Annotated in this window: 1 protein-coding gene; it reads left to right on the top strand. The window is 47.7% G+C overall.

The window, feature by feature from the left end:
* The first annotated feature begins 113 nt into the window (after positions 1-113).
* Positions 114-992 carry a lipoyl synthase gene (gene lipA / locus ACTIE0_RS24225; protein ID WP_006615955.1) on the top strand — a complete coding sequence of 293 codons (879 nt, stop codon included), beginning with the start codon at positions 114-116 and terminating at the stop codon, positions 990-992.
* Positions 993-1628: the final 636 nt, after the last annotated feature.

The following is a 1628-nucleotide window of genomic DNA, read 5'->3' on the forward strand; positions in this document are numbered from 1 at the left end:
GGGGCTGGCATTTTTGGTCTTCTTAGTCATCTCGTCCTCTCCATTATACGTCCTAAGTGTTCTGTCTTGTGCTATAATTGGCTAAAATCAAGCTAAACATATCATGAGCTACTATGGTATCTAAACCCGATTGGTTGAGAGTTAAAGCGCCCCAGTTCGAGCGCGTTGGGAACGTTAAAGGGATCCTGCGGGATCTGGGATTAAATACTGTCTGTGAAGAGGCTTCCTGTCCGAATATTGGGGAATGCTTCAACGCGGGGACGGCTACATTTTTGATTATGGGTCCGGCTTGTACCCGCGCCTGTCCCTATTGTGATATTGACTTTGAGAAAAAACCACAGGCTCTTGATCGGACAGAACCGGAAAGATTGGCTGAGGCGGTGCGACGGATGCAGTTAAATCATCTGGTGATTACGTCGGTGAACCGGGATGATTTACCTGATGGGGGAGCATCTCAATTTGTCCGCTGTATTGAATCGGTACGATCGCTATCTCCCAAAACTACCATAGAGGTATTAATCCCAGACCTGTGTGGCAATTGGGAAGCCCTAGAGACCATTCTACAGGCTAAACCAGAAGTCCTCAACCATAATACTGAAACTGTCCAACGATTATATCGGCGGGTTCGTCCCCAGGGTGACTATCACCGTAGTTTAGAATTATTAAGGCGATCGCGACAAATCGCCCCGTGGTTATATACCAAATCTGGGTTAATGGTAGGATTAGGTGAAACCGATGCAGAAATCCGCCAAGCCATGGTAGATCTGCGAGAGGTTGACTGCGATATCCTGACCCTAGGACAATACCTGCAACCGAGTTCTAAGCATCTGGCTGTAGCTGATTTTATTCCCCCGGAACAATTTGCGACTTGGAAAGCCTACGGGGAGTCTCTAGGGTTCTTACAAATTGTCGCTTCTCCCCTGACTCGTAGTTCCTACCATGCTGAACAGGTGCAGAAGTTGATGCAGCTTTACCCTCGCAGTTCCAATTAGCCAGCCATCAAAGTAGTAGCAGGTGAAAGGCTAATTGTGATCATGATCTCAGTGCGAGACGTTTAGGCATCAAATAGGGCTGCAATGCCCGAAATAACTGCCTAGTGGGTACTCCAACCCCTTGGTTGGATATAAGAAGCGAGCTGATGGCCATCCTCATAACTGTTTATATGTCCCAACGCTTGGACATGACCTTCCAAGCAAGGCAGGGAGCTCAAGGTCACAAAACAATTTGCTGAGTGGAGTCGTGACCCATTTCAGTAGAGAGCATGATTTCATCTCAAATTAGGTTAACATTTTACGGCAATACGGTATAATAAGCGAGAAGAGTGCGAGACGTTTAGGAGTCAAATAAGGCTGCAATGCCTGAAATAACCTCCTAGTGGGACTTCCACCCCTTGGTGGAATATAAGGGATTCGCACCCCTGACCATCCCATAACTGTTTATATGTCCCGACGCTTGGAGAAATCTAAGCAAGGCAGGGGACTCAAGGTCATAAACAAACTGAGAAATCAGGGCGTTGAGAGTAACGGCGATAGCCACCCCCAGTTTTAGGAATCACAGCCCGTCAGATTGAAGCGGGGAACGGAAGGCTCCAAGGTGTAACCCAACACCAGAACCGAGACCACTGCCAA

The organism is Limnospira sp., assembly GCF_051859755.1.
In the GTDB taxonomy this organism is placed as follows: domain Bacteria; phylum Cyanobacteriota; class Cyanobacteriia; order Cyanobacteriales; family Microcoleaceae; genus Limnospira; species Limnospira fusiformis.